Raw genomic sequence first — 21,703 nt, 5'->3', positions numbered from 1 at the left:
GGACACGTCCGGCCCGGCCCCCCGGGATACCGTCGGCCCATGACTGCGCGGACTGCGGCACCGGTCGACGACGAGGGCCGCGGGGTCCCGATCCCGGGCACCGTGCGGCGGGTCGTGTCGATCGTGCCGTCGCTGACCGAGGCGCTGGAGGCGACCGCACCCGGCATCGTCGTCGGCGCGACCGACTGGTGCACCCACCCCGGCGACCTCGGCGCGGAACGGATCCGGGGGACGAAGAACCCCGACGTCGAGCGGGTCGTCGCGCTGGCCCCGGACCTGGTCGTCGCCAACCAGGAGGAGAACCGCCTCCCCGACCTGGACGCGCTGCGCGCCGCGGGGCTGCCGGTCTACGTCACCGACATCCGTGACGTCGACGGCGGCCTCGCCTCGCTGGGCCGGCTGCTCGCCGCCTGCGGGCTCGGCGAGCCCGGCTGGCTGCGCGAGGCCCGCGAGCTGTGGGCGGCCGTGGAGCCCGCGTCGCCGCGGCGGCGCGCCGTGGTGCCGATCTGGCGGCGGCCGTGGATGGCCGTCGGCTCGGACACCTTCACCGGCGCGGTGCTGGAACGGCTCGGGATCGACAACGCGCTCGCCGACTCCCCCGAGCGCTACCCGCGGATCGACCCCGCGGCGCTGCCGGAGCACGACCTCGTCGTGCTGCCCGACGAGCCGTACCTGTTCACCGCCGACGACGGGCCCGAGGCGTTCGACGCGCCGTCGGCACTGGTCAGCGGGCGGCTGCTGACCTGGTACGGGCCGAGCCTGGTGGAGGCGGCGCGGGAGCTGCCCGCCGCGCTCGGGACCCGCTGAGCGCCCCCGGGCGTCGTCACCGCGGCGGGACGAGCGCCGCGACGAGGGCACGCAGATCGGCCGCCATGTCGAATCCGCCGGGGTCGGCGGGGTCGGCCGGGGCGGCCGGGTCACCGCCGGGAGGGCGGTCGAGCAGCCACTGGACCTGCAGCCCGTCGGCCGCGGCCAGCAGCAGCCGGGCCACCCGGTCCGGGGTGAGCTCCCCGGCGGGCGCCGCGCCGGCTCCGGGGTCCGCACCGGGACCCGCTCCGGGCTCCAGCTCCGCGGCGAGCGCGGTGCGCAGCCGGTCGTAGCGCCGGGCGAACCAGTCGTGGGCGGCGTGGCCCGGGTCGGTCGCCTCGGCCGAGGTGACCGCGTACAGCCGGACCAGACCGGGCTCGGACCCGTTGTCGCGCACGGTCTCCAGCAGCGCCTCGGGGCCGGTCCCGGGCTCGGCGCGCGCGGCGGCGGAGCGCTCGTCGCGGGCCTGCAGCACCGCGACCAGCAGCGCCTGCTTGGACCCGAAGTAGTGGAACAGGGTCGGCTCGCTGACCCCGACCCGGCGCGCGATCTCCTTCGTCGACGACGCGTGGAACCCGCCGGTCGCGAACACCTCCAGCGCCGTGTCCAGGATCTGCTCCCGCCGCTGCCGCCCCTTGGCGTAGCGCCCGCGTGCCGTCGTCACCGGTCGAGGCTAACCCACGAATCCCGAGTGTCACTAGATTTTCACGGGTACGGTGGCCCCATGCCTTCCGTCGACGAGGACCTGCTCACCACACTCATCGCCCGGCTCGACCTGGAGGCGAAGGTCCGGCTGCTGACCGGGGCCGACTTCTGGTCCACCCCGGCCGAGCCCGCGATCGGGCTGCGCCGGATGGTGCTGTCGGACGGGCCGTCCGGGGTGCGCGGGGAGAGCTTCGACGAGCGGTCACCGTCGCTGTCGCTGCCGTCGTCGACGGCGCTGGGCGCGACCTGGGACCCGGAGCTCGCCCGCCGCTACGGGTCGGCCCTCGGCGCCGAGGCCCGCCGGCAGCACGCCGACGTCGTCCTCGGGCCGACGATCAACCTGCACCGCACCCCCTTCGGCGGCCGCCACTTCGAGGCGCTGTCGGAGGACCCGCTGCTGACCGGCGAGCTCGCCGCGGCCTACGTGGAGGGGCTGCAGGCGCACGGGGTCGCCGCGACACCGAAGCACTACGTCGCCAACGACGCCGAGTCCGAGCGCTTCACCGTGGACGACGCGGTCGGCGAGCGGGCGCTGCACGAGCTGTACCTGGCCGCGTTCGAACCGGCCGTCACCCGGGCCGGGGCGTGGGCGGTGATGTCGGCCTACAACGGAGTCAACGGGGCGACGATGAGCGAGAACCCGCTGCTCGCCGAGCCGCTCACCGGCGAGTGGGGCTTCGACGGGCTCGTGATGTCGGACTGGGGCGCGGTGCGCACCACGGTCGCGTCGGCGCGCGCCGAGCAGCACCTGGTGATGCCCGGCCCGGTGGGCGCCTGGGGCGAACGCCTGGTCGCCGCGGTGCGCGACGGCGAGGTCCAGGAGTCCGTCGTCGACGGCAAGCTGCGGAGGCTGCTGCGCCTGGCCGCCCGGGTCGGCGCGCTGGAGGGGGCACCGACGCCGCCCGCCGCCCCGGCCGCCGAGGACGGCGCCGGCGTGGCCCGCGGGCTCGCCGCCGCGGGCAGCGTCCTGCTCCGCAACACCGGCGAGCTGCCGTGGGACGCCTCGTCGCTCGGCACGGTCGCGGTGCTCGGGCACAACGCCGCGCTCGCCCGCACCCAGGGCGGCGGGAGCGCCACGGTCCGGCCCGCCGCGGTCGTCGCGCCGCTGGACGGGCTGCGCGCCGCGCTCGGCGAGGACCGGGTGCGGTACCGGCTGGGCGCGCAGGTCGCCGAGGGCGTGCAGCCCTTCGACCCGGCCACGGTCACCGACCCGGTCACCGGGGAACCCGGACTGCGCGCGGTGTTCCGCGCCGCGGACGGCTCCGCGCTGCGCAGCGAGCACCGGCTCGGCGCCTCGCTGATCTGGATGGGCGCCGAGATCCCCGACGGCGCCGAGACCGTCGAGGTGTCGGCGCGGTGGGCACCCGAGCCCGGGACGCACCGGGTCGGGGCCGCCGCCGTCGGGCACGTGACGGTGCACGCCGACGGGACGGTGGTGCTCGACACCGAGGCCGTCCTGACCGGCGACGAGGGTCCGGGCGCGGCGATCTTCGAGGCCCCCTCGGTGACCGGGGAGGTCGACACCGACGGACCGGTCGACCTGGTCTTCCGGTTCCGCCCGTCCGGCGGCGAGGCCGGCATGGCGCTGTTCGCGCTCACCGTCGGGACCGAGACCGTCGTCGCCGACCCGCAGGCCGAGGTGGCCGCGGCGGCCGCGCTGGCGGCGGCCTGCGACGTCGCCGTCGTCGTGGTCGGGACCAGCGACCGGATCGAGAGCGAGGGCTTCGACCGCACCTCGCTGGCACTGCCCGGCCACCAGGACGACCTGGTCCGGGCCGTCGCCGCGGCCAACCCGCGCACCGTGGTGGTGGTCAACTCCGGCGCCCCGGTGCTGCTGCCCTGGTGCGACGAGGTGGCCGCGGTGCTGCTCGGCTGGTTCGGCGGGGAGCGCTTCGGCGACGCCGTCGCCGACGTGCTGCTCGGGCACGCCGAGCCGGGTGGGCGGCTACCGACCACCTGGCCCGCCACGGGCGAGGAGCGCTCGGTGCTGTCCGGGCGCCCGACCGGCGGCGTGCTGCGCTACGACGAGGGCGTGCACGTCGGGCACCGCAACTGGCTGCGCCACGGCGAGACGCCGGCGTACCCGTTCGGGCACGGGCTCGGCTACACCACCTGGACCCTCGACGACGCCGTCGCCGGGCCCTGGTCGGCCGACGGCATCGCGGTGACGGTCACCCTGACCAACACCGGCGACCGGGCGGGCCGCCAGGTCGTGCAGGCCTACCTGTCCCGGCCCGGCTCCGACGTCGAGCGGCCCGTCCGCTGGCTGGCCGGCTGGGCGGTCGTCGACGCCGCCCCCGGCACGACAACGGCCACCGTGGCGGTGTCGCGGCGCGCGTTCCGCCACCGTGCGGGCGGGACGTGGGCGACCGAGCCGGGGACCTACGACCTGCACCTCGGGTTCTCCGTGACCGACACCCCGCTGCACGCGACGGTGGAGGTCGTCGGCGAGGGCTGAGCGGTCAGCCCGTGGCGGGCTCGAGCGTGACCTCGTCCACCGGACCGGCGCGACGCACGTGACGCTGGACAACTCCGCCGACGACGTGCCGGTCGACGACCTCGTCGACCGGCTCCTGGCGGCCGTTCCCGGCTGAGCCGGTCCGGTCCGGGTCAGCCGGCGTGCGCGGCCCGCACCAGGTCCGAGCACTTCTCCCCGATCATCATCGTGGTGATGTTCGGGTTGATCGCCGGCAGGAAGGGCATCGCCGACGCGTCGGCGACCCGCAGGCCCTGCACCCCGCGGACCCGCAGCTGCGGGTCCAGGACGGCGTCCGGGTCGCCGTCGGCGCCCATCCGCGCGGTGCACGCCGGGTGGTACACGGTGTTGTGGGTCTTGGTGATGTAGTCGGCGAGCTCGTCGTCGGTCACGGCGTCCGGGCCCGGTGCCAGCTCGGCGGCGATCCACTCCTTCAGCTGCGGCTGCTCGGCGATGCGGCGGGCCAGCCGGACGCCCGCGGTCATCACCCGCATGTCGTGGCCCTCGGGGTCGGTGAAGTAGCGCGGGTCGACCCGGGCCCGGTCCCGGAAGTCGCGGGTGCGCAGCCGCACGGTGCCCCGGGACCGGCCACGGGTGACGTTCGGGGTGAGGCAGAACCCGTTGTCGGTGGTCGGGTAGCCCCAACGCAGCGTGTTCATGTCGAACGGCACCGAGCCGTAGTGCATCATCAGGTCCGGCCGGTCCAGGGCCGGGTCGGTGCGGTGGAACAGCCCGATCTCCCACCACTGGGTCGACTCGGTGACCATCGGCTTCGCCGCGTCCCAGAAGACCAGGCCCTCGACGTGGTCGTCGAGGTTCGAGCCGACGCCGGGCAGGTCCGAGCGGACCTCGATGCCGAACTCGCGCAGGTGCTCCCCCGGGCCGATGCCCGAGAGCATCAGCAGCTTGGGGGTGTCGATCGCCCCCGCGGAGAGGATCACCTCGCGCTCGGCGTGCGCGGTCTCGCGGCCCGGGCCGATCCCCCGCTGGTACTCGACGCCGGTGGCGCGGGTGCCGTCGAACAGCACCTGCGAGGCCCAGCAGTCGGTGTGCACCTCCAGGTTCGGGCGGGAGTCCAGGATCGGGTGCAGGTAGGACACCGAGGCCGACGCGCGGGTGCCGTCGGGGAAGGAGTTGATCTGGAAGTACCCGGCGCCGTCGGTGACGGTGTGTCCCTCGTTGAACCGCACCGTCGGCATGCCGACCTGCGCGGCGGCGGCCAGCACGGCGTCGCCGCAGGGATCCTTCGCGGGGATCTGCATGAGGTTGACCGGGCCGGAGCGGCCGTGGCCGTCCCAGTCGCCGTCGTTGGTCTCCAGGCGCCGGATCAGTGGCCAGCACTCGTCGGCGGACCAGCCGGTCAGGCCGGACGCGGCCCACTCGTCGAGGTCCTCGCGCGGGGTCCAGAAGGCGATGCAGGAGTTGTGCGAGCCGCAGCCGCCGAGCACCTTCGCGCGGGCGTGGCGCATGTGGGAGTTGCCGCGCTCCTGCGGCTCGACCGGGTAGTCCCAGTCGTAGCCGGAGTCGAGCAGCGCCATCCAGTCGGTGAGCCGCAGGATGTTCGGGTCGCCGACGTCGGACGGGCCCGCCTCCAGCAGCAGCACCCGCACGGCGGGATCCTCGGAGAGCCGCGCCGCGAGCGCACAGCCCGCCGAGCCGCCGCCCACCACGACGTAGTCGAACCGGTCGGTCATGCCGTCTCCCCCATGCCCTGCTCGATCTCCTTCGCCCGGTGCTCGGGCAGGCAGCCCAGTCCGTGGCGGCCACGCAGCCGGAACCACGTCAGCCCGGCCAGTGCCACGACGCCGATGAACAGGAACGCGATGAACCGCAGCCACCCGGTGCCGTAGACCTCCTCGCGCGGCCAGGCCAGGTTGATCGCCATCGCCGCGCCCCACAGCACCGCGAGCACGTTCACCGGCAGGCCGAGACGCCCCAGCGAGAAGTACCCCTTCTGGCCCTCGTCCGGCCACTGCCCGCGCAGCCGCCGCACCAGCATCGGCACCGTGACCAGCAGGTACGCGATGTAGATCATGATGATCGCGACGCTGGTGACCGCGGTGAAGACCTCGGGCACGCCGACGTTCGCGACCAGGATCAGGATCGCGACCAGCCCGACGACGATCGCCGGCACCACCGGCGTCTTGTGCTTCGGGTCGATCCGCGCCAGCACGGAGCCGGCGGGCAGTGCGTTGTCGCGGGCCATCGCGAACATCAGCCGGATCGCCGCGGTGTGCACCGCGAGCAGGCAGACGATCACCGCGATGCTGATGGTGATCAGGAAGATCCGGCCGATCGTGCCGCCGGCGACCTCCAGCAGCACGAGCTGCCCACCGCCGTCCTTGCTGCCCAGGCGCGGGTCGGCCAGGTCCGGTGCGGCCAGGATGATGCCGAGCAGGATCAGTCCGCCGAGCACGAACGAGGCGATCACCGCGCGCAGGATCGCCGCCGGGGCGGTGCGCCGCGGGTCGACCGTCTCCTCACCGAGCGAGCTGGCGGTGTCGAAGCCGTACATGACGTAGGCCGAGGCGAGCGCCGCGACGAGGAACGTGCCGAAGTATCCGCCACCGCCCGCGGCCGGTGCCGGGGTCTCGAACAGCACCGAGACCGGGTTGCGGATGCTCAGCAGCAGCGCCACGACGATGACCACCGCGGCGATCAGCTCGATGAACACCCCGGTGGAGTTGATCCGCGCCATCAGCTTGACGCCGACGGCATTGATGACCGTGGTGAGCACGATGAGGATCGCCCCGAGCAGCACGCCGTTGACGGCGGCGTCGCCGGCATCGGAGGCGTCGCCGACGAGCTGGAAACCCGACCAGATCTGGGGGAAGGTCAGCTGCGCGGCCAGGGCGACCGCCGACAGCGACACCACCGAGGCCGTGAACATCATCCAGCCGGCCAGCCAGGACACGGTCGGCCCGGCCAGCTGCTTGGACCAGTTGTAGACCGACCCGGCGACCGGGTAGCGCCCGGCCAGCTCGGCGAAGGACAGCGCCACCATGAACTGGCCGGCGAACACCATCGGCCAGGACCACCAGTAGGCCGCGCCGCCGGTGCCGAAGCCGAAGTAGAACAGCTGGAACGTGCCGGTCAGGATCGAGATGTAGCTGATCCCGGCCGCGAAGCTGGCGAACTTGCCGATGCTGCGGTCGAGGGTCTGGCTGTAGCCGAACTCGGCGAGCCCTCCCCCGTCGCCGTCCGTGTCCGGGGACGGGTTGCGCCGGGTCGGTTCGGGAACGGTCATCGTGGACCTCCTGGGCCGTTGCGTCGCGTCATCAAGGCGCCGTCAGCGGCCCGAGAACCATCCCTGGGGCTGCGGAGCGGTGTTGGTCCACACGTGCTTGATCTCCTGGTACTCGGCCAGCCCGGTCGGACCCAGCTCGCGGCCGTTGCCGGACCGGCCCATGCCGCCCCACTCCGCGCCCGGGAAGTACGGGTGGAAGTCGTTGATCCAGACGGTGCCGTGGCGCAGCGCGGACGCGACCCGGTGGGCGCGGCCCATGTCGGCGGTGAACACCGCACCGGCCAGCCCGTACTCGGTGTCGTTGCCCAGGCGGACGGCCTCCTCCTCGGTGTGGAACCGCTCGACGGTCAGCAGCGGGCCGAAGGTCTCCTCGCGGATCAGCCGCGACCCCGGGGCCAGGTCGGTGATCACCGTCGGCAGGTAGAAGTAGCCCTGCGCCAGGTCCGGGTCGTCCGGGCGGGCACCGCCGCACTGGATCGTGGCGCCCTCGGCGCGGGCGGCCGCGACGAAGTCCTCGATCTTGGCCAGGTGCGCGGCGGAGACCAGCGGGCCGACCTCGACGCCGTCGGTGAGACCGTTGCCGAGCCGGATCAGCTGCGCGCGGCGCACCACCTCGTCGACAACGGCGTCGGCGACGGAGTCCTCGATGATCAGCCGGGCCCCCGCGGAGCAGACCTGGCCGGAGTGCAGGAACACCGCGAGCATCACGTAGTCGACGGCGAGCTCGAAGTCGGTGTCGGCGAAGACGATGTTCGGGTTCTTCCCGCCCAGCTCGACGGCGGTGCGCTTCACCGTCTCGGCCGACGCCCGGATGATCTTCTGGCCGGTGGACAGGCCACCGGTGAAGCTGACCATGTCCACGTCCGGGTGCTCGGTCAGCGGGGCGCCGATCGACGGCCCGTCGCCGAGCACGATGTTCACCACGCCGGCCGGGACCCCGACCTCCTCGCACAGCTCCACCAGCACGATCGAGGTGAGCGGGGTGACCTCGCTGGGCTTGATCACCATGGTGTTGCCCGCGGCGATCGCCGGGGCGACCTTCCAGGACAGCTGCAGCAGCGGGTAGTTCCACGGCGTGATCAGGGCGCAGACGCCGACCGGCTCGTGCACGATCCGCGACACCACGGCCGGGTTGCCGGTGTCGACGACCCGCCCGGCGTCCTTGTCGGCGAGCCCGGCGTAGTAGCGGAAGACGGCGGTGACGTCGTCGACGTCCTGGCGGCCCTCCGCGATCGTCTTGCCCGTGTCGAGGGTCTCCAGCCGGGCGATCCTCTCCCGGTCGCGCACCAGCAGGTCGGCGATCCGCCCGAGGAGCGCACCGCGCTCGCCGGTCGTGGTCCGCCGCCACGGCCCGTCGTCGAAGGCGCGGCGCGCGGCGGCGACGGCACGGTCGACGTCGTCGGGCCCGGCCTGGTCGACCTCGGTGACGGTCGAGGCGTCGTAGGGGTTGACCACCGGGGCGGTCCCGGCGGACCCGGTGGTCCAGCTTCCGTCGATGTAGAGGCTCGGCACGGCGCGAGCTTTCACCGGGAACCGGTCGATGTGCAAACCCGGGCCGGTGTCCTTGCGGGGGGAGACGGTCACGCTTTCCAGCCGGCCCCGCGTGGCAACGTGCCGAATGCCGGGTTAGGGTTGCGCGATGGGCAACACGGTGCGTGGACGGGAGCCCGGGGTGCAGTCGGTCGACCGGGCCATCACCCTGCTGACCCTGCTGGCCGACCGCAGCGAGGCGGGGGTCAGCGAGCTCGCGGCCTCGCTCGACGTCCACAAGTCGACCGCCTTCCGGCTGCTCGGGGCGCTGGAGGAGCGTGGACTGGTCGAGCAGATCGCCGACCGCGGCAAGTACCGCCTCGGGTTCGGGCTGATCCCGCTCGCCGGCCGTGTCGCCGAGCGCCTGGAGGTCACCACCCAGGGCCACCCGGTCTGCGAGACGCTCGCGGAGCGGCTCGGCGAGACCGTCAACATCGCCATCCCCGACCGCGGGTGGGCGGTCAACGTCGACCAGGCCCGCGGCCCGTCGATGGTCACCACGTTCAACTGGCTCGGCCGGATCACCCCGATGCACAACACCTCCAGCGGCAAGGTGCTCCTCGCCTCGGTGGTCCTCGACGACCCGGGGACGATGCCGGACACGGTGCCGGAGCAGGGCCGCGACACACTCGTCGAGGAGCTGCGCCGGGTCCGCCGGCACGGGTACGCGTGGTCGCTGGAGGAGCTGGAGACCGGCCTCAACGCCGTCGCCGCGCCGGTGCTGGACCACGGTGGTGCGGTGGTGGCCGCCCTGTCGGTGTCCGGGCCCGCCTACCGGCTCTCCGCCGAGCGGATCGAGCGGATCACCCCGGAGGTCGTCGCCGCGGGGCGTGAGATCAGCCGTCGCATGGGGTTCTGGCGCGACCGCTGAGCCGCGGGCCTACGGCGGCGGGGCCGGCGCGGGCCCCTGCAGACGTTCCAGCACCGGCGGCAGGGTGCGCTCCAGCTCGTCGCCGTGCCGCTCGAACTCGCGCCGCAGGAAGGGCGCCGCCAGCTTCAGCAGACCCTTGAGCCGCACCCGGGCGTGGAAGCTCACGACGCTCCCCCCGCCCTCGGCCGGCTCGACGACGATCTCCTCGGTCGCGGTGACCGTCGGGTTCTCCCCGACGAACACGACCCGACCGGCCGTCAGCTCCCGCAGCGTGTGGTCGAGCTCGCTCTCCCGTCCGCCCCACACCGACACCGTGTGCCAGGCGGCGCCGACCGCGACCGGGCCGCCGCCGTCGGAGCGGGTGCTGGAGCGCACGGTGGGGTCCCAGATCTCGCTGTGCCCGTGGTCGGCCAGGTAACCGAGCACCGTCTCGGCAGGGGTGGACACCGTCATCACCCGCTGGACGCCGACCACGACGCTCCTCTCCCCGGCCGGGCGCCGCTCGGGACCCGGCCCGCTGCTCCCGACCGGCGCAGATGGTCTCACGGCGACCGGTCATGATCGAGAGCCCCGTGCCGGTTTCCCCGGAACGACCGTGCCGGGGGCGCGCGGCACGCACACTCCCCCCGACGCGGGCGGGCCGGGCGGGCCCGCCACCGACGACGGAGGTGCCGCGGTGCACGACCGAGACCGACCGGGGACGCCGTGGACGAGCGGCCGCGCCCGTCCCGGACCGCACCCGTCGCCGGGCGGGGTGGCGCGCTCCGACCCGGACGGGCTCGACGCCGCCGCCACGGCGCTCGACCGCGTCGCCGAGGGCCTCGCCGGGGACGCGGCGCTCGTCGGCCCCGCCGTGCCGGTGCCCGGCTTTGCGACCGGGACGGCCGCGGCGGCCTGGGAGGACGCGATGGTGCGGGCCGTCCGGGAGCACGCAGGGCACACCGCGTCGACGGCGTCGGCCCTGCGCGCGGCCGCCGCGGCCTGGCGCGCCGCCGACGACGACGCCGCGGTGGCGTTCGCCGGGCACGCCTCGTGAGCGCCGGGCCCGCGCTGGGCGACCTCGTGGCCGCCGACCCCGGCGCGTGGCTGCGCCGCGCCGGCACCTGGGACGGGGTGTCCCGCGCCCTGTCCGACCGCGCGGCCGAGCTGGAACGCTCCGCACCGGAGTCGTGGAGCGGGGCCGACGCCGACGCGGCCGCGCTCGCCCGCGCCGAGCAGGTGCGCAGGCTGCGTGCCGACGCGGGCACCGCGTCCCGGGCCGCGCAGGTGCTGGGCACCCACGCCGGTGAGGTGCTCGACGCCCAGCGCCGGCTCGTCGTCGCCGCGCTGGCGGTGCACCCGCAGTTCGTCGTCGACCTCGAGCGCGGCACGCTGTGCGCCGGCCCCGCCGCGCACCCGCCGGGTGTGTGGCGGCTGCCCGCGACGGTCGCCCGCTTCGGGGCGGACCTGGTCCGCCTGTCCACCGCGGTGGCCGACGCCGTCGGCGCCGCCACCCGGTCCGACCACGCCACGGCCGCCGCGCTCGACGCGCTCCGCCCGGCCCCCGCGGCGGTGCCCCGCCCGGTCGCGCCCGCCGCGGCGCCGCCCGCCGGTGCGGACGCCGGCGCCGTGCGGTCCTGGTGGACCGGGCTGCCCGGGGCCGACCGGGAGCAGCTGCTGCACACCCGGCCCGGGCTCGTCGGCGGGCTGGACGGCGTCCCGGTCGCAGTCCGGGACCGGGCGAACCGGGTCCTGCTCGACGCCGAGCTGTCCCGGCTGCGGGCCCGGGCGGCGCTGCTGGACCGGGCCGGGGACACCGCGGGCGCGGACCGCGCCCGGCGGGCCTCGGCCGGGCTGGAGACCACCCGTCGACGCCTGGACGGCGGCGACGCGTACCTGCTCCGCCTGGAGCGCGGGGACACCGGCGGGCGGCTCGTGCTCGCCGTCGGCGACCCGGAACGCGCCGCGCACGTGCTCACCCACGTCCCCGGGACGACCGCGGGCTGGGGCACGGTGCCCGGCGACCTGGCCCGGGTCGAGGCGACCCGCGCGGCCGCCCGGGCGGCCGCGCCGGACGGTGCCGTCGCCGCGGTCCTGTGGACCGGCTACGACGCTCCCCCGGACCTGCTCGCGGCGGCGGACCCCGCTGCCGCCCGCGCCGCCGCCGGGGACCTGCGGTCCTTCCAGGACGGCCTGCGGGCCGGGCACGCCGGACCGGTCCACCTGACCGTCGTCGGGCACTCCTACGGCTCGACGGTGCTCGGGAACGCCGCCCGGGGCGGCGGCCTCGCCGCCGACGACGTCGTGTTCGTCGGCAGCCCCGGGACCGGCGCGGGGCACGCCTCCGAGCTCGGCACCGCACCCGGGCACGTCTGGGCGACGACCGCGCGGCACGACCCGATCGGCCGGGTGCCCGGGGTCGAGGTCTTCGCGACCTCGCGCGGTCTCGCCCCGACCGGGCTCCTGCACGGCCCGGACCCGGCGGCACCGGCGTTCGGTGCACGGGTGTTCGGCTCGGCCCCCGGGTCGGCGCTCCCGCGCCCGGACGACCCGGCCACCCCGAACGACGAGTCCGCGTTCGCCGCCGCGCACGGCGGCTACTGGGACCCCGGCTCGCCGAGCCTGAGCACCCTGGGCCGGATCGTCGCCGGAGCACCCGTTCCGCCGTGACGCTCCGTCATGGGCGATCCGCTTTGCGAGACCACCGCACGTCCGTCCGGCCGAACGAACGACCGCTCAATGAACGAGAGATGGGCCAGGTCACAGGTAGTCGTCAGACGAACCGCGACTAGCCTGTCCCGGACGTGGGCACGGGCAGTAGCATGCGGGCGTGACCGAGACCGAGAGCAGACCGGCACGGCGCACCGGCCGTCCGCCACTGACCGACCGCGCGACACTGCTGGCCGCTGCGCGCGAGCTCGGCTTCTCCGACCTGACGGTCGGCGCGGTGACCGCCCGGGTCGGCGTGAAGTACTCCACGTTCTACCGCCACTTCCCCAGCCTGGAGGCGCTCGTCGCCGCGCTGGTGGACGACGTGGTGACCGACGACGTCTTCCCCGCGACCGACGAGGGCCGGTGGCAGGAGCAGATGCTGGCGTTCGCGGCGGCGACGTTCGACGTGATGGCCGAGCACCCGGGACTCGCCCCCGCGATGGTGCGGCTGCCGGAGTCCCCCGACGCGATGATGTCGGCGTTCCGGCGACTGACAGACCGGCTGCTGGAGGCGGGCTTCACCGCCGAGGACGCGGCGCTGGGCGCCTCGACCGCCATCCAGATGGGAATGCAGCCGTGGCTGGCGGCCAACTCCTCCGGCATCGGGGACGTGCGCCGGCGCGACCAGGTGCTGGAGTCGACCGAGCCGTTCGACGCCCAGATCCGGTCGGTGTTCCGGGACCGGATCGACGACCCGCCGCGCAGCTGGACGCTGAGCCGCGTCGAGCTGGTCGTCGCCGGGCTGGAGACCCGCCTGGCGTCCTGACCCCCGACACGACGACGCCCGGGGTGCTTCGCGTGAGCACCCCGGGCGTCGGCGTCGGATCAGGCGGTCAGGTGGGAACGACCTGGTCCGCCTGCGGACCCTTCTGACCCTGGGTGACCTCGAAGGTCACGGTCTGCCCCTCGTCGAGGCTGCGGTATCCGGAGGACTGGATCGCGCTGAAGTGGACGAACAGGTCCTGCCCGCCTCCGTCCGGCGTGATGAACCCGTACCCCTTCTCCGCGTTGAACCACTTGACGGTTCCCTGTGGCATCCGGATGTCTCCTCGCGTCTTGCCGGTTCCTACGGGGTGGACATTAGCCGTACCGGACCCCGCCGTGCTACAGGCGACGTGCGATCGGGTACCGGCGCGTCGCGCCGGGCGTCCCGTTCGCCCGGTTTTCCGGGTCCCCGGGGCGCTCAGCCGAGGATCGCGGCCAGCACCAGCCCGCCGCTGGTCGCGACGAAGGACAAACCGCTGACGACCCGGAAGACCGGGTGCCGGACGACGTCCGGTCCCCAGGCCATCGGCAGGAACAGCGCCGGGTTGACCCAGGTGCCGAACACCAGCACGGCCACGAGCCGGTCCGGCAGGTCCGGCGCGGCCAGCCCGACGGCGACCAGGATCAGCCCCATCAGCACGAAGTCGAGGTGCGCCTGCAGCAGCCGGCGTGGTTCCACGATCCCGACCCGCCGACACGCGTCGGGACGGGTCACCGACACGACCACCGCCCAGCCCAGCATCGCGCCGAGCGCGAGCTCGACGAGCCCGATCCGCACCATCGCGTCCATCCGGTGATCATGACAATCGGCCGGCGGCGGACCGGCACCGGCTCACCGGCGCGGGATCAGCCCTCCCGCGTAGAGCGCCCACGCCACCAGCAGCGGCTGCCCGGCCAGCCGCGCGGCGCGCTTCGTGTCGGTGTCGAGGCCGAACCCGTCGACGCGGTTGCGGTACTGCGAGACGTTGCCCGGGAAGATCGCGGTGAAGAACGCCGCGGCCAGGCCGCCGACCCGGCGGCGCTCCTTCGGGAGGCCGGCCAGCGCGGCGCCGAGCGCGATCTCGGCGGCCCCGGAGAGCAGCACGACGTCGTCGGTGTCCATCGGGACCCACGGCGGGACCTGGGCGCGGAACTCGCAGCGGGCGACGGTGAGGTGCGAGGTCCCGGCGAACACCAGCATCGCGCCGAGCGCGAGGCGGGCGACGTCCTGGCGGGTACGGGTGGCCGTCGTGCGCGTCATGATCCGACGGTGCCACGGCCCGGGCGGCCGGGCGCGCCGGACCGCACCGCCGGGTGACCCGTCAGGGACGCTCGCGCAGCTCGATCCCGGCCGGGGTGGTGGCCCCCGCCAGCCCGCAGACCAGGTCGAGCTCGGCGACGACGTTCTGCAGCACCTGCGCGACGCCACGGGCCCCGTCCAGGGCGAGTCCGTGCACGAACGGGCGCCCCAGCAGCACGGCGCGGGCGCCGAGCCGGACCGCGGTCGCGACGTCGGCGCCGGTGCGCACCCCGGAGTCGAGCAGCACCGGCAGCGCGTCACCGACGGCGTCGACGACACCGGGCAGCGCGTCCAGCGAGGCGACCGCGTGGTCGATCTGGCGGCCCCCGTGGTTGGACACGACGACACCGTCCACACCGGCGTCGGCGGCGCGGCGGGCGTCGTCGGGGTGCAGGACCCCCTTGAGCAGGATCGGCAGCCGGGTCCGCGAGCGCAGGGTCGCCAGGTCCTCCCAGGACAGCCGCGGTCGCGAGTAGACCCGCAGGAAGGTCTCCACGGCCGCCCGCGGGACGGGCGAGCGCAGGTTGTCCCGGAACCGTCCGGGGGCGTTGCGGGTGATCTCGAGCAGGGTGCGCACGGCCTGCGGGGTGACCTTCGGCGGCGCACCGGTGGACGGCGCGGCGAGGGTCTGTTCCACCAGGCCGCGGAACACCGGGTCGGAGGTGTACTGGGCGATCCCGATGCCGCGGGCGAAGGGCAGGTGGCCCAGGTCGAGGTCGCGGGGGCGCCAGCCGAGCATCGTCGTGTCGAGGGTGACGACGACGGCGTCGCAGCCAGAGGCCTCGGCGCGGCGCAGGAAGCTGTCGACGAGCTCGTCGGAGGTGGACCAGTACAGCTGGAACCAGGTGGGGCCGCCGACCGCGGCGATGTCCTCCATCGGCGTCCCTGCCTGGTTGGAGATCACCATCGGGACCCCGGCGGCCGCGGCCCCGCGGGCGACGGCGAGGTCGGCGCCGCGCCGGACCAGGTCCAGCGCGCCGATCGGGGCGAGGAGCAGCGGGGCGGGCAGCGTGCGACCGAACAGCTCGACGGTCAGGTCGCGCTCGCCGACGTCGCGCAGCACCCGCGGCACGATCTCCCGGCGCGCGAACGCCGCCCGGTTGGCGCGCATCGTGGTCTCGGCGCCCGCGCCGCCGGTGACGTAGGCGTCGGCGCGCCGGCTCATGGCCCGCCGCCCGCGGCGCTCCAGCTCGTCGGGACCGGTCGGGACCCGGGGCCGGGCGCCGGCGACGCCCTCGCGGTAGATCCGTTCCTGCCGAGCCCGGCCCGGTGCCGTCATGGCGCCCTCCCCCGTCGTCGCGCGGTCAGCCTACGGGCCGGGCCGCCCGTCCCGGACGGACGCGGGACCGGGCCGCGTCCGGGGTGGGCGGCGGGCCGGACGGTCACCGTCCCCGCAGGTCGGCGAGGGTCAGGACCTGCCCGCGGATGCCCCAGCCGCCGTCGGCGACCTCGTCGACGAGGACCATGGTGTTGGCGCGGACCTCGTCGCCGAAGACGGCGGCGTAGAGGTCGGTGACCTGCTCGACGAGCTCGCGCTTGGCGTCGGCGTCGAGCAGGCCCGCGGGGACCTTGAGGTTGGCGAAAGGCACGGGTGTCTCCTGTTCCGGGTGCACGGTCGGGTGCGGTGTGGTGGTCAGTGCGGGTCGGCGGCGTTGAGCCGGGCGACGACGTCGGCGTACTCGCCGCGGGCCTCGGCGCGGCGCAGCGGAAGCACCCGCTCGACGAGGACCTCCCCGCCCGGCGCTCCGGCCTCGAGCAGTGCGAGGACCTCGGCGACGAAGTCGTCGAGCGGCATCGCGATCGGGCTGTCCCGCTGGCCGGGGAGCAGCTCGGTCGCCACGGACGGCGGCACGATCTCGACGAGCTCGACGGTGGTGTCGGCGAGCTGCAGGCGCAGCGACTCGGTGAGCATGTGCACCGCGGCCTTGGTGGCGTTGTAGCTGGGCGTCGCGGCGAGCGGTACGAAGGCCAGACCGGACGACACGGTGACCACCGACGCGACCGGCCGTCCCCGCAGGTGCTCCACGAGCGCGCCGATCAGCCGGATCGGGCCGAGCAGGTTGGTGGTGACGACCTGCTCGGCCGAGGCGAGGAAGCCCTCGGGGCCGTGCCAGTCCTCGACCCGCATGATCCCGGCCATCGCGACGAGCACGTCGAGGTCGGGGTGCCGGTCGAGGACCTCGGTGACGGCCGTCGTGACGCTCGCCGGGTCGGCCGTGTCGATCTCGACGGCGTCGAGGCCGGGGTGGGCGGCGTCGAGCTCGTCGAGCAGGTCGCGCCGCCGGCCGCCGAGGACCACGGTGTTGCCGCGCTCGTGCAGCGCCAGGGCCAGGGCGAGTCCGATGCCGCTCGTCGAGCCGGGGATGAAGACGGTGCGTCCGGTGATCTGCATGTCCCCACCGTCGCCGCGCGGCGGACGGGACGGCAGAGACCGGTCATCGGGGGATCGCCGGTCCCTGGTCGCCCGGCGGGTGCCCACGGATACTCGACGCCGTGGACCGAGCAGCCCTGGCCGACTTCCTGCACCGGCACCGCGCCGGCCTCCGCCCCGGCGACGTCGGGCTCCCCGACGGGCCGCGCCGACGCACGGCGGGGCTGCGCCGCGAGGAGGTCGCGGCGCTCGCGGTCATGTCGACCGACTACTACACGCGGCTGGAGCAGCAGCGCGGCCCGCAGCCGAGTGAGCAGATGCTGGCGTCGCTGGCCCGGGCGCTGCGGCTGGGCAGCGAGGAGCGCGACTACCTGTTCCGGTGCGCGGGCCGCAACGCGCCGGCGTCGGGCCCGGTGTCCGAGCACGTGACCCCGGCACTGCTGCGGGTGCTGGACCGGCTGCACGACAGCCCGGCCCTGATCCTGACCGTGCTCGGCGAGACGCTCGTGCAGAACGACATGGCCCGGGCGCTGTTCGGCGACCACACCCACCACACCGGGCTCGCCCGCAGCGAGGTCTTCCGCTGGTTCACCGATCCGGACGCCCGGCGCATGTACCCGCCCGACGACCGGCCCCGCCAGAGCCGCGCGCAGGTGGCGACGCTGCGGGCGGCACTGGCGATGCTCGGGCCCCGGTCGCGGGCCGGGGAGCTGGTGGAGGTGCTGTCGGAGCGCAGCCCCGAGTTCGCCGCCCTGTGGGAGCTGCACGAGGTCGGGCGCCGGTTCGCCGACCACAAGACGCTGCTGCACCCGGAGCTCGGCGAGCTGGAGGTGGACTGCCAGGCGCTGTTCACCGAGGACCGGTCCCAGGCGCTGCTCGTGCTCACCGCGGCGCCGCGCAGCGAGACCGGACGACGACTGGAACTGCTCCGGGTGATCGGTAGCGAGCAGTTCAGCGCGGGCTGAACCGGGTACCGGTCATGCGTTCAGGCGCACCGGGAGCGCCGTGAGCGCGTGGATCAGCGTGCTCTCCCGGTACTGCCCGGGGGCGCCGGCGAGCGCCATGTCCGGGAACCGCGCGAGCAGCGTCCGGAACGCGACGTCGGCCTCGAGGCGGGCCAGCGGGGCGCCGAGGCAGTGGTGGATGCCGTAGCCGAAAGCGAGGTGCCCGGAGGTGTCGCGATCGGGGTCGAACCGCTGCGGGTCCGGGTAGCGCCCGGGGTCGCGGTTGGCCCCGATCAGTGAGACCAGCACGACCTCGCCGGCCGGGATCGTCACCCCGGAGTACTCGACGGGCTCGTCGGTGAAGCGGATCGTGGCGAGGTTGACCGGTCCGTCGTACCGCAGGAACTCCTCGACCGCCTGCGGCACCCGGTCGGGGTCGGCGCGCAGCCGGGCGTGCCGGTCGGGGTCGCGCAGCAGCGCCAGCATGCCGTTGCCGATGAGGTTGACCGTGGTCTCGTGCCCGGCGACCAGCAGCAGGAACGCCATCGCGGTGACCTCGGTGGAGCTGAGCGAGTCGCCGTCCTCCGAGGCGCGGACGATCTCGGACAGCATGTCGTCGCCGGGATGGGCGGACTTGTCGGCGACGAGCTCGGACAGGAACTGCGCCATCGACGCGGCGGCCGCGGCGCGCTCCTCGTCGGGGCCGCTGGAGAGCAGCAGGTTCGACCAGTGCCGGAAGTCCTCGCGCCGCTCCCCCGGGACGCCGAGGATCTCGGAGATGACCGTCATCGGCAGCGGGAACGCGAAGTGGTCCAGCAGGTCCAGCTCGGGACCCGCCTGCTCGGCGGCGTCGGCGAGCTCGGTGGCGATCTGCTCGATCCGCGGCCGCAGCCGGGCGATCGAGCGGACGGTGAACGCCCGCCCGACCAGCTTGCGCAGCCGGGTGTGGTCCGGTGGGTCGGCGTTGAGCATGTGCCCGACGAGCGAGTCGGCGAACTGGCGGAACGAGGTCGCGCCGTGCCGCTGCAGCACCTCGGGCAGCCGCCGGGAGTCCTTCCGCAGCCGCGGGTCGTTCAGCGCGGCGCGGGCGTCGTCGTAGCGGGTGATCATCCAGAACGTCAGCCCGTTCGGGCCGGTCGCACGGGCGACGGGGCGCGCGTCGCGCAGCTCCCGGTAGAGCGCATCGGGATCGTCGAAGAAGTCCTGGTCCAGCACCACCGGCCGGGTGTCGTGGTCGATCGTCATCGTCGGCTCCTCGTCCTGTCCTCGTCCACCGGGCTCCCTGGTCACGATTGCACGTCTCGTGCAAAATTGCACGCGTGATGAATGGGATGGAGGGGCGCCTCTCGGCCAGGGAGCGCAACCGGCGGTCGATCCTCGACGCGGCACAGGCCGTGCTGCGCGAGGACCCGGACGCCTCGCTCGACGAGGTCGCGAGCCGCGCCGGCGTCGTGCGACGCACCGTCTACGGCCACTTCCCCAGCCGTCACGACCTCGTCGTCGCGCTCGTCCGGGCGGCGTCGGCGGACTTCGTCGAGCAGGTCGGCGAGGTCGACCCCGACACCTCCGACCCGGCCGGGGAGCTCGCGGCCACCCTCCTGCGTACCTGGAGCACGTCGCGCCGCTACGGCCCGGTCATCGCGCTGGCCCGCCGGACCGCCGACGACGAGATCCGCGCCGCGATGGCGCCGTTCCACACGATCATGATCCGGCTGCTGGAGAACGGGCAGCGGGCCGGTGTGTTCTCCCGGCACGTCACGGCCCCGGTGCTGGCCGAGGTGCTGCAGGCGGGGTCGATGGCCTACCAGCACGCCGCACAGGACGGGCGGTGGGACGGCGACGAGGCCGACGTCGCCCTCGGGCACCTGCTGACCCTCGGGGTCCCCGTGGCCGACGCGCGTGCCGCCGTCGCCCGGGCGCGGGCGGCTTGACCCCGACCCGACTCCAGCTCGACCGACCCGTGGCGGGTGCGGTTCGTCGAGGTCCGCGGACGAGGCGAGGCGCTGACCGAGCCGCCGGACTCGGCGGGGCAGCCGACGGCGTCGAGGGCGATCATCCGGATCCGTCCGACCCGGATCCTCAGCCTGGCACTGTCCCCGGAGGAGCAGCGGATGCACCCGCACGAGGCGCCGCTCCGGGCGCGCGACGTGGGCTGAGACGGCTACAGCATCGCGTCGATCTCGCCGCGGTGGAACGCGAGGGGCGTGGCCGGGAACCCGTACCGGTCCTGGTGCCGTGTCCCCGAGCCGCACCACCCGCAGCGGCCCACCGCGTCGTAGACCGCCCGGCCCTCCAACTCGGCCCGACGGGCCGTGACCGCACGGTCGGCGCGGGTGGGCCGCGGGGCCGACCGCCGCGCGGGGCGCGCCGTCGGACGGCCGGACAGGCGGGAGTACAACCAGATGCCCGCCACCGGCAGCGCGACCAGACCGGCGGCGACCACGACCCACTGCAGGACGCCGATCACCGTGCCGACGACGAGGACGGCGAGCACGACGATCCCGATCGCCTGGGCGAGCTTGAGCACGAGCGTCGACATCGCGGGGTCCTCCACGTCCGGTGTGGGTGGTTGCGGTCCCGATGTCGGATCGCCGCGGTACCGCGTTACACCGCCCCGGCGGGCCCGTGCACCCTCGCGCGCGCGGCGGTCGGCCCTCCGCTTCGCGGACGTCGGCCCCCCGCTCGGCGAATGCCGCGACGTCCTGCATGTGCAGTCGTGACTGCCGGCGGAAGACGCCGCGCAGGAGTGGCGCCGCCAGTCGCATGGACAGGCTGCTGAACCGGTACTCGTTCTCGCTCACCCGGAGCGTCGTCCCCGGACCGGCCTCGGCGAACCGTTCCCGAGCGGCGCTCCACATACCGTCGGCGACGATCTCACGGTCGAGGCGGACGACCCTGTCCGCCGGGATCCCGTCCAGATCCGACGGTTCCCGGCGCGTGACGGTCTCGGTGCACTCCCTCTCCTGCCCTCCCGTCCGCAGCACGACGCCACAACTGCTCGTGAGCGGCCTACCGTGTCGCCCATGTCCGACACCTGGCTGTCCGATACCCGCTCGTCGTACGACACCGACGCCGCCGGATATGCCGAGAAGGTCCGTGGCCTGCTCGACGACAATCCCTACCTGCGCGCGGGCCTCGGGTTGTTCGCCGAGTCGGTGCACAGGGCCGGTGGCGGCCCGGTCGCCGACGTCGGCTGCGGCCCCGGCTACGTCACCCGCCACCTCCAGGACGCCGGAGTGGACGCATTCGGCATCGACCTGTCACCCGAGCTGATCGCGATCGCACGCCGCGACTACCCCGGGCTCCGCTTCGAGGTGGGGACGATGACCGACCTCGACCTCGACCTCGCCGACGGCTCGGTCGCCGGTCTCGTGGCGTTCTGGTCGATCGTCCACGTGCCCGACCACGCCCTACCCGGGGTGTTCGGACAGTTCCACCGAGTGCTGCGCCCCCGAGCACCGCTGCTCGTCGGCTTCCACGTCGGCGACGAGACCCGACACACGTCCGAGGGCTACACGGGCCGACCGGTCTCCATCGAGAACCACCACCGCCGGCCGAGCACGGTGGCAGCCCGGCTGCGGGCGCGGGGTTCACCATCGACGCCCACCTCGTCATCCGGCCGGATGAGGACGTCCCGGGGGCCATGATCTTCGCGCACACCCGCCCCTGATCGCAGCTCGGCTCCGACCGCTCTCGCGTCCGATCCACCGCGGTCGTGTGGGCAGACGTGGGTTCACCTGGCCACGACCGGGGCGAGGGGGCCTGGAGGTCGCCGGAACGACGTCGACCCCCGGAACCCATCGGTGTGGGTCTCCTGGGGGTCGATCGTGAGTTGCCACCCCGGGTCACGGTCTGACCTCGGGGAAATGCTCCTCCGATTGGACTCGAACCAATAACCGCCCGACTCTCTGTCGAGGTTGGGCACCGTTCGTGGTTGCCGCCGAAAAACCGTTGTGACCTGCGGTGAAACGATCCGGCACCCCTGACAGGTACGTAGCGATTGCAGACACTGAGCCT

The 21,703-nt window shown here is 74.6% G+C and carries 23 protein-coding genes; 10 read left to right on the top strand and 13 right to left on the bottom strand.

The annotated features are described in order from the left end of the window. Nucleotides 1-39: 39 nt before the first annotated feature. Nucleotides 40-807, top strand: coding sequence for a helical backbone metal receptor (locus tag MTO91_RS09280; protein ID WP_405418279.1), 768 nt, complete (start codon nt 40-42; stop codon nt 805-807). 16 nt (nt 808-823) lie between these two features. Here MTO91_RS09280 and MTO91_RS09275 read toward each other — a convergent pair whose 3' ends face one another. After that, entirely contained in the window at nt 824-1,471 is a 648-nt protein-coding gene (locus MTO91_RS09275) for a TetR/AcrR family transcriptional regulator (protein ID WP_405418281.1), read from the bottom strand. A gap of 60 nt (nt 1,472-1,531) precedes the next feature. Between MTO91_RS09275 and MTO91_RS09270 the strand changes: the two genes are divergently transcribed. Further along, nucleotides 1,532-3,970, top strand: coding sequence for a glycoside hydrolase family 3 C-terminal domain-containing protein (locus tag MTO91_RS09270; RefSeq protein ID WP_476654276.1), 2,439 nt, complete (start codon nt 1,532-1,534; stop codon nt 3,968-3,970). 152 nt (nt 3,971-4,122) lie between these two features. On the opposite strand, the gene MTO91_RS09265 is transcribed toward MTO91_RS09270, so the two are convergent. The 3 genes from MTO91_RS09265 to MTO91_RS09255 are packed head-to-tail and all read right to left on the bottom strand — an operon-like array spanning nt 4,123 to nt 8,747. Continuing rightward, the gene (locus MTO91_RS09265; RefSeq protein ID WP_405418286.1) at nt 4,123-5,682 is read right to left on the bottom strand and encodes a GMC family oxidoreductase; all 1,560 of its coding nucleotides are present in this window, start codon (nt 5,680-5,682) and stop codon (nt 4,123-4,125) included. Further along, nucleotides 5,679-7,235, bottom strand: a complete 1,557-nt coding sequence (locus MTO91_RS09260) for an APC family permease (protein WP_405418287.1) — start codon at nt 7,233-7,235, stop codon at nt 5,679-5,681. Before MTO91_RS09260 ends, MTO91_RS09265 begins: the two co-directional genes overlap by 4 nt. A 42-nt stretch (nt 7,236-7,277) precedes the next feature. Then, nucleotides 7,278-8,747 carry an aldehyde dehydrogenase family protein gene (locus tag MTO91_RS09255; RefSeq protein WP_476654842.1) on the bottom strand — a complete coding sequence of 490 codons (1,470 nt, stop codon included), beginning with the start codon at nt 8,745-8,747 and terminating at the stop codon, nt 7,278-7,280. A gap of 127 nt (nt 8,748-8,874) precedes the next feature. On the opposite strand from MTO91_RS09255, the gene MTO91_RS09250 reads away from it, so the two are divergent. After that, the gene (locus tag MTO91_RS09250) at nt 8,875-9,636 is read left to right on the top strand and encodes an IclR family transcriptional regulator (protein ID WP_346105234.1); all 762 of its coding nucleotides are present in this window, start codon (nt 8,875-8,877) and stop codon (nt 9,634-9,636) included. 9 nt (nt 9,637-9,645) lie between these two features. On the opposite strand, the gene MTO91_RS09245 is transcribed toward MTO91_RS09250, so the two are convergent. Further along, nucleotides 9,646-10,110 carry an SRPBCC family protein gene (locus tag MTO91_RS09245; protein ID WP_073574048.1) on the bottom strand — a complete coding sequence of 155 codons (465 nt, stop codon included), beginning with the start codon at nt 10,108-10,110 and terminating at the stop codon, nt 9,646-9,648. A gap of 202 nt (nt 10,111-10,312) precedes the next feature. Here MTO91_RS09245 and MTO91_RS09240 point away from each other — a divergent pair, with 202 nt between their 5' ends. The 3 genes from MTO91_RS09240 (at nt 10,313) to MTO91_RS09230 (ending at nt 13,093) form a co-directional block, all read left to right on the top strand. Continuing rightward, complete coding sequence (locus MTO91_RS09240; protein WP_405418292.1) at nt 10,313-10,672, top strand: hypothetical protein; 360 nt, start codon at nt 10,313-10,315, stop codon at nt 10,670-10,672. Then, entirely contained in the window at nt 10,669-12,285 is a 1,617-nt protein-coding gene (locus MTO91_RS09235) for an alpha/beta hydrolase (protein WP_476654275.1), read from the top strand. Before MTO91_RS09240 ends, MTO91_RS09235 begins: the two co-directional genes overlap by 4 nt. 160 nt (nt 12,286-12,445) lie before the next feature. Further along, nucleotides 12,446-13,093 (top strand): TetR/AcrR family transcriptional regulator, encoded by a 648-nt coding sequence (locus MTO91_RS09230; RefSeq protein ID WP_346105240.1) that lies wholly within the window; start codon nt 12,446-12,448, stop codon nt 13,091-13,093. A gap of 67 nt (nt 13,094-13,160) precedes the next feature. Here MTO91_RS09230 and MTO91_RS09225 read toward each other — a convergent pair whose 3' ends face one another. From MTO91_RS09225 to MTO91_RS09200, 6 genes are all read right to left on the bottom strand, one after another. After that, nucleotides 13,161-13,364 (bottom strand): cold-shock protein, encoded by a 204-nt coding sequence (locus tag MTO91_RS09225; protein ID WP_020624259.1) that lies wholly within the window; start codon nt 13,362-13,364, stop codon nt 13,161-13,163. A gap of 146 nt (nt 13,365-13,510) precedes the next feature. Continuing rightward, nucleotides 13,511-13,882, bottom strand: a complete 372-nt coding sequence (locus MTO91_RS09220) for a hypothetical protein (RefSeq protein WP_476654274.1) — start codon at nt 13,880-13,882, stop codon at nt 13,511-13,513. A gap of 42 nt (nt 13,883-13,924) precedes the next feature. Continuing rightward, complete coding sequence (locus MTO91_RS09215; RefSeq protein WP_476654273.1) at nt 13,925-14,332, bottom strand: DoxX family protein; 408 nt, start codon at nt 14,330-14,332, stop codon at nt 13,925-13,927. Nucleotides 14,333-14,393: 61 nt separating this feature from the next. After that, entirely contained in the window at nt 14,394-15,650 is a 1,257-nt protein-coding gene (locus MTO91_RS09210) for an alpha-hydroxy-acid oxidizing protein (protein WP_405418297.1), read from the bottom strand. A gap of 103 nt (nt 15,651-15,753) precedes the next feature. Further along, the gene (locus MTO91_RS09205) at nt 15,754-15,960 is read right to left on the bottom strand and encodes a tautomerase family protein (RefSeq protein WP_346105245.1); all 207 of its coding nucleotides are present in this window, start codon (nt 15,958-15,960) and stop codon (nt 15,754-15,756) included. 44 nt (nt 15,961-16,004) lie between these two features. Then, nucleotides 16,005-16,763: an SDR family oxidoreductase gene (locus MTO91_RS09200; RefSeq protein ID WP_405418302.1), complete on the bottom strand. Its 759-nt coding sequence runs from the start codon at nt 16,761-16,763 to the stop codon at nt 16,005-16,007. A gap of 101 nt (nt 16,764-16,864) precedes the next feature. Here MTO91_RS09200 and MTO91_RS09195 point away from each other — a divergent pair, with 101 nt between their 5' ends. Then, the gene (locus MTO91_RS09195; protein WP_405418304.1) at nt 16,865-17,707 is read left to right on the top strand and encodes a helix-turn-helix transcriptional regulator; all 843 of its coding nucleotides are present in this window, start codon (nt 16,865-16,867) and stop codon (nt 17,705-17,707) included. Nucleotides 17,708-17,719: 12 nt separating this feature from the next. Here MTO91_RS09195 and MTO91_RS09190 read toward each other — a convergent pair whose 3' ends face one another. Next, on the bottom strand, nt 17,720-18,931 hold the full coding sequence (locus tag MTO91_RS09190) for a cytochrome P450 family protein (protein ID WP_405418306.1): 1,212 nt from the start codon (nt 18,929-18,931) through the stop codon (nt 17,720-17,722). A gap of 86 nt (nt 18,932-19,017) precedes the next feature. Here MTO91_RS09190 and MTO91_RS09185 point away from each other — a divergent pair, with 86 nt between their 5' ends. Together MTO91_RS09185 and MTO91_RS09180 are read left to right on the top strand one after the other, a co-directional pair. Further along, nucleotides 19,018-19,617 (top strand): TetR/AcrR family transcriptional regulator, encoded by a 600-nt coding sequence (locus MTO91_RS09185; protein WP_476654272.1) that lies wholly within the window; start codon nt 19,018-19,020, stop codon nt 19,615-19,617. Between the two features lie 36 nt (nt 19,618-19,653). Then, nucleotides 19,654-19,842, top strand: coding sequence for a hypothetical protein (locus MTO91_RS09180; protein WP_476654271.1), 189 nt, complete (start codon nt 19,654-19,656; stop codon nt 19,840-19,842). Nucleotides 19,843-19,847: 5 nt separating this feature from the next. Here the strand turns inward: MTO91_RS09180 and MTO91_RS09175 are convergent, their stop codons facing one another. Next, the gene (locus MTO91_RS09175) at nt 19,848-20,225 is read right to left on the bottom strand and encodes a hypothetical protein (RefSeq protein ID WP_476654270.1); all 378 of its coding nucleotides are present in this window, start codon (nt 20,223-20,225) and stop codon (nt 19,848-19,850) included. A 484-nt stretch (nt 20,226-20,709) separates the two neighbouring features. Between MTO91_RS09175 and MTO91_RS09170 the strand changes: the two genes are divergently transcribed. Beyond that, a complete protein-coding gene (locus tag MTO91_RS09170; protein ID WP_476654269.1) occupies nt 20,710-21,333 on the top strand; it encodes a class I SAM-dependent methyltransferase in 624 nt (207 codons plus the stop codon). The last annotated feature ends 370 nt before the right edge of the window (nt 21,334-21,703 follow it).

It is taken from the genome of Pseudonocardia sp. 2-7 (genome assembly GCF_056341085.1).
The sequence above is the reverse complement of the archived record's forward strand: the minus strand, read 5'-3'. Positions and strand labels throughout refer to the sequence as shown.

Bases quoted from the DNA above. Each gene is read 5' to 3' on its own strand.
- MTO91_RS09280 (WP_405418279.1), top strand. From the start codon at position 40: ATGACTGCGCGGACTGCGGCACCGGTCGACGACGAGGGCCGCGGGGTC.
- MTO91_RS09270 (WP_476654276.1), top strand. From the start codon at position 1,532: ATGCCTTCCGTCGACGAGGACCTGCTCACCACACTCATCGCCCGGCTC.
- MTO91_RS09265 (WP_405418286.1), bottom strand. From the start codon at position 5,682: ATGACCGACCGGTTCGACTACGTCGTGGTGGGCGGCGGCTCGGCGGGC.
- MTO91_RS09260 (WP_405418287.1), bottom strand. From the start codon at position 7,235: ATGACCGTTCCCGAACCGACCCGGCGCAACCCGTCCCCGGACACGGAC.
- MTO91_RS09250 (WP_346105234.1), top strand. From the start codon at position 8,875: ATGGGCAACACGGTGCGTGGACGGGAGCCCGGGGTGCAGTCGGTCGAC.
- MTO91_RS09225 (WP_020624259.1), bottom strand. From the start codon at position 13,364: ATGCCACAGGGAACCGTCAAGTGGTTCAACGCGGAGAAGGGGTACGGG.
- MTO91_RS09220 (WP_476654274.1), bottom strand. From the start codon at position 13,882: ATGGACGCGATGGTGCGGATCGGGCTCGTCGAGCTCGCGCTCGGCGCG.
- MTO91_RS09215 (WP_476654273.1), bottom strand. From the start codon at position 14,332: ATGACGCGCACGACGGCCACCCGTACCCGCCAGGACGTCGCCCGCCTC.
- MTO91_RS09210 (WP_405418297.1), bottom strand. From the start codon at position 15,650: ATGACGGCACCGGGCCGGGCTCGGCAGGAACGGATCTACCGCGAGGGC.
- MTO91_RS09200 (WP_405418302.1), bottom strand. From the start codon at position 16,763: ATGCAGATCACCGGACGCACCGTCTTCATCCCCGGCTCGACGAGCGGC.
- MTO91_RS09190 (WP_405418306.1), bottom strand. From the start codon at position 18,931: ATGACGATCGACCACGACACCCGGCCGGTGGTGCTGGACCAGGACTTC.
- MTO91_RS09185 (WP_476654272.1), top strand. From the start codon at position 19,018: ATGGAGGGGCGCCTCTCGGCCAGGGAGCGCAACCGGCGGTCGATCCTC.
- MTO91_RS09175 (WP_476654270.1), bottom strand. From the start codon at position 20,225: ATGTCGACGCTCGTGCTCAAGCTCGCCCAGGCGATCGGGATCGTCGTG.
- MTO91_RS09170 (WP_476654269.1), top strand. From the start codon at position 20,710: ATGTCCGACACCTGGCTGTCCGATACCCGCTCGTCGTACGACACCGAC.